The organism is Simplicispira sp., from assembly GCF_028687295.1.
Lineage (GTDB): Bacteria > Pseudomonadota > Gammaproteobacteria > Burkholderiales > Burkholderiaceae_C > Simplicispira > Simplicispira metamorpha.
In genome coordinates this window covers 1-4,588 of sequence record NZ_JAQUAL010000199.1, presented here as the reverse complement: position 1 = coordinate 4,588, position 4,588 = coordinate 1, and the positions used below count along the sequence as shown (strand labels likewise).

Genomic DNA, 4,588 nt, shown 5'->3' with positions numbered 1-4,588 from the left:
CTATCAAAAAAATAGTAAATCAACCCCTGCCACCGCCCCCACCGATGACCACTGCCCTGCCCCAACCCCTGCGCAACCTCCGCATCCTCAGCCTGGCGCTGAACCTGCCCGGCCCGGCGGCTCTGGTACGCTGCGCGCGCATGGGCGCCCTGTGCACCAAGCTGGAGCCACCCGCGCCCGCAGGCCAGCCCAGCGCCGACCCCATGGCCAGCTACAGCGCCGTCGCCTATGCCGCCATGCACGAGGGCGTGCGCGTGCTGCACGCCCACCTCAAAACCCCTGAGGGCCAGGCCACGCTGCACCAGGAGCTGGCCCACACCGATGTACTGATCACGTCGTTTCGCCCCTCGGCGCTGGACAAACTGGGGCTGGGCTGGGAGGCACTGCACGCGCGCTATCCGCAGCTGTCGCTGGTGCGCATCGTCGGCAGCGAAGGCGATCGCGCTGAAGAGCCCGGCCACGACCTGACCTACCAGGCCGATGCCGGGCTGGTCAACGGCCTGCACATGCCACCCAGCCTGTTTGCCGACATGGCAGGCTCGCTGGTGGCCAGCGAGGCCGTGCTGCAAGCGCAACTGGCGCGCCTGCAAGATGGGCATGGCGTGTGCCTGGAGGTGGGACTGGCCGAATCGGCGCAATGGCTGGCGCTGCCCGCCACCTGGGGCCTGATGCAGCCCGACAGCGATGTGGGCGGCGCCCACGCGGGCTACCGCCTCTACCCCTGCGCCGATGGCCGCGTGGCCATGGCCGCACTGGAGCCGCACTTTGCCGTGCGCCTGTGCCAGGCCGCTGGCCTGCCTGCCCTGGGCGATGCGGGCACCATGCGCGCCGCCGCCACCCACGCGGCCATCGCTGCCTTTGTGGCACCACAAACCCGCGCCCAGCTCGATGCACTGGCGCTGGCGCACGACATTCCGCTGCACACCCTGGCCTGACCGCACTCCAGAAGCGCCTCCAGACCCCCGCTGGCAGCCGCGCGCAGACCCAACAAGCGCCAACCGCCAGCGGGGGCAGCGCCCCGCGCCCCCAAACCGCTACAGCAGCACGATGTCGAACTGCTCTTGCCCCATGGCCGCCTCGGCCTGCAAGGAGATAGGCTTGCCGATGAAATCGCTCAGCCCCGCCAGGTGTGGGCTTTCCTCGTCCAGCAGCAGCTCCACCACCTGGGGGGCGGCCACCACGCGGAACTCGCGCGGATGGAACTGGCGCGCCTCGCGCAGAATTTCGCGCAGGATGTCGTAGGCCACGCTGCGCGCGGTTTTCAGGGCACCGCGGCCCTGGCAGGCGGCACAGGGCTCGCACAGCATGTGGGCCAATGACTCGCGCGTGCGCTTGCGCGTCATCTCCAGCAGCCCCAGCGGCGAGAACCCACCCGCCGTGGTCTTGACGCGGTCACGCGCCAGGTGTTTTCTGAACTCGGCCAGCACCGCATCCTGGTGCGCGACCTGCACCATGTCGATGAAGTCCACGATCACGATGCCGCCCAGGTTGCGCAGGCGCAGTTGGCGCGCAATCGCGCCCGCCGCCTCCAGGTTGGTCTTGAAAATGGTTTCGTCAAAATTGCGCGCACCGACAAAGCCACCCGTGTTCACGTCGATGGTGGTCAGCGCCTCGGTCTGGTCAATGATGAGGTAGCCGCCCGATTTCAAATCCACCCGCCGGCCCAGCGCGCGGGCGATTTCCTCGTCGATGGCATACAGGTCAAAAATGGGCCGCTCGCCCTTGTAGTGCTGTAACTTGGCCGCCGCTGCGGGCATGAACTCCTGGCCAAAAGCGCGCAGGCGCTGGAACTGCTCCATCGAATCGAGGCGGATGCTCTGGGTGTGGTCGCCCACCAGATCGCGCAGCACGCGCTGCAACAAATCCAGGTCTTGCAACAGCAGCGACATGGGCGGCAGGCGCAGCGCGGCCTCTTTGGTGCGGGCCCAGGTCTTGCGCAGGTAGGCAATGTCTTCGGCCAGCTCGGCGTCGGAGGAGTCTTCGCCGTTGGTGCGCAAAATAAAGCCGCCGCCCCCGCCCGACTCTTTGCTGCCCACCAGCGCCTGCAAGCGCGCACGCAGTGCATCGCGCTCGGCGGACGGGATTTTCTGCGACACGCCCACATGGTCGTCCTGTGGCAAAAACACCAACAGCCGCCCGGCCAGGCTGATCTGCGTGGACAAGCGCGCGCCTTTGGTGCCAATCGGGTCTTTGATGACCTGCACCATGATGGCCTGGCCCTCGAACACCTGTTTTTCGATGGGCACCAGGGGCTCGCCTTTGCGCGCGAACATGGGCGCCTCGCCGCCCTCCTGGCGCTGCCAGACATCGGCCACGTGCAAAAACGCGGCGCGCTCCAGGCCAATGTCGATAAAGGCCGATTGCATGCCCGGCAGCACGCGCACCACCTTGCCCAGATAGACGTTGCCCACCAGGCCGCGCTCCAGCGTGCGCTCGACGTGCAGCTCTTGCACGGCGCCGTTTTCCACCACGGCCACGCGCGTTTCCTGGGGCGACCAGTTGATCAGAATGTCTTGTTGCATAGGGAGGGAGCCGTAGGGTTAGAGGGCAAAACCGGCCGTGCGCAGCAGCTCGGCAGTTTCGTACAAAGGCAGGCCCATGATGCCCGAATAGCTGCCGCTGATGTGGCGCACATGCGCACCCGCGTGGCCCTGGATACCGTAGGCGCCGGCCTTGCCCAGGGGCTCGCCAGTGGCCACGTAGGCGTCAATCTGCGCCGCACCCATCGCCGCAAAAGTGACGCGCGATACCGACAGCGCGCTCAGGCGCTGCTCGCCCACCTGCAAGGCCAGCGCCGTGAGCACGCGGTGGCTTTGGCCCGAGAGTTCAGCCAGCATGCGCGCAGCGTCCATCGCATCCAATGGCTTGCCGTAGATGGTGCGGCCCCGGGCCACGGTGGTGTCGGCGCACAGGATGGGCGCGGCGGCCAGGCCCCGGCGCGCATGGCGGGCCACGGCGGCATCGAGCTTGAGGTGGGTCACGCGCTGCACATAGGCCGTGGGCGATTCGCCGGGCAGCACGGCCTCCAGGGCTTCGGCGTCTTCGGCGTGCGCTCCGTCGGCATCGGGCAAGAGCAATTCATGGCGAATGCCGATTTGCGCCAGCAACTGGCTGCGGCGCGGGCTTTGGGAGGCAAGGTAAACGAACGCAGGCATGGTGGCGCTCCAAAAATTGAGGGTCAAAAACGACTCTGGCGCTTGTGCAGCAAGCGCCAGTAGCTATTAAATCAGGAGTAAATCGGCATGCAACACAGCCGCCAATGGCCCTACTCGCGGTGGTAGGGGTGGCCCGCGTTCACCGACCAGGCGCGGTAGAGCTGCTCGATGAGCAGCACGCGCACCATGGCGTGCGGCAGGGTCAAATCCGACAGGCGGATGCGCTCATGCGCGCTTTGGCGAAACGCAGGCTCCAGCCCGTCCGGCCCGCCAATGACCAGCGCCACATCGTCACCGCCCAGCTGCCAGCCCTGGAGGCGTTCGGCCAGCGCCTTGGTGGTCAAGCTGGTGCCGCGCTCGTCCAGCACCACCACGCGGGTGCCACGCGGGATGGCCGCCTCGATGCGTTCGCGCTCGGCGGCGTACAGCGTCTCCAGGGTTTTGGAGCCGCGCGGCTCGGTCTTGACGGCCTTGAGCTCGACCTTGAGCTCGGGCGGAAAGCGCTTGGCGTAGTCGTCGTAGGCGGTTTGCGCCCAATCGGGAACGCGCTGGCCCACGGCCACAATCAGCAAACGCATGGTTCCAACCCTTCAAACGTCAGGCTTTGGGTTTGCGCGGCGCTGCGCTCTTGCGCGCGGCGGTCTTGGCGGGTGCGTCTGCGGCGGGCGCATTGACCGCAGCTTTGGCAGCGGACTTGGCAGGCGCTTTGGCGCTGGCACGGGGGGCGGCTTTTTTGGCCGGGGCATTTTCAGCGCGCGGTTTGACGACCAGGGTCTGGATGGCGGTCTTGGCCGGTGCAGTTTTGGCGGGGGCCTTGGCAGCCGTCTTGGCCGGTGTCTTTACCGCTGTCTTGGTGGCCGTTGTGGCTGCCGTTTTGGCAGGTGCCTTGGCTGCGCTGCTGGCGGCTGCTGTCTTCTTGGCGGGCGCCTTCTTGGCCGGGGCCTTGGTGGCGCTGGTCACTGCGGCACCAGCGCTCTTGCGGGCAGCGGGCTTTTTGGCCACAGGAGCGGCCTCCTGCGCGGCAGCGTCGCTGCGCTTGCGGGCCGCTGCGGTGGCTTTGGCCGATTTGGCGGGCACGGCGGCGGCTTCGGCCTCGGCCTTGGCAGCGCGGCGCGCAGCGGTCTTGGCAGGCACTTTGGCAGCCGGGGCCGCCGCAGGCTTGGGCGCACCCAGCTTGAGGCGCACGGGCGTATCGCCCCACAGCTCTTCCAGGCGATAGTACTGGCGGATGGTGGGCTGCATCACATGCACCACGGCAGCGCCGCAGTCCACGATGATCCATTCGCCGTTTTCTTCGCCTTCGGTACGCGGTTTGGGGAAACCGGCTTCGCGCACGGCATCGCGCACGCTGGCGGCCAATGCCTTGGTTTGGCGGTTGGACGTGCCCGAGGCCACGATCACGCGCTCAAACAACGGCGACAGGTGCTCGGTAT

General features: G+C 67.5%; 5 protein-coding genes. 1 reads left to right on the top strand and 4 read right to left on the bottom strand.

Annotated features, from left to right (window positions below; genetic code table 11):
* Positions 1-44 precede the first annotated feature (44 nt).
* A complete protein-coding gene (locus tag PHX69_RS15360; protein ID WP_288044901.1) occupies positions 45-935 on the top strand; it encodes a CoA transferase in 891 nt (296 codons plus the stop codon).
* Positions 936-1,034: 99 nt separating this feature from the next.
* Here PHX69_RS15360 and rng read toward each other — a convergent pair whose 3' ends face one another.
* The 4 genes from rng to rsfS all read right to left on the bottom strand — a co-directional run.
* Entirely contained in the window at positions 1,035-2,522 is a 1,488-nt protein-coding gene (rng, locus tag PHX69_RS15355) for a ribonuclease G (protein WP_288044899.1), read from the bottom strand.
* A gap of 18 nt (positions 2,523-2,540) precedes the next feature.
* Entirely contained in the window at positions 2,541-3,155 is a 615-nt protein-coding gene (locus PHX69_RS15350; RefSeq protein WP_288044897.1) for a Maf family protein, read from the bottom strand.
* A 110-nt stretch (positions 3,156-3,265) separates the two neighbouring features.
* A complete protein-coding gene (gene rlmH / locus PHX69_RS15345) occupies positions 3,266-3,733 on the bottom strand; it encodes a 23S rRNA (pseudouridine(1915)-N(3))-methyltransferase RlmH (protein ID WP_119012292.1) in 468 nt (155 codons plus the stop codon).
* A gap of 19 nt (positions 3,734-3,752) precedes the next feature.
* Positions 3,753-4,588 (bottom strand): ribosome silencing factor (rsfS, locus tag PHX69_RS15340; protein WP_288044895.1); only part of this gene is annotated, 836 nt, incomplete at its 5' end.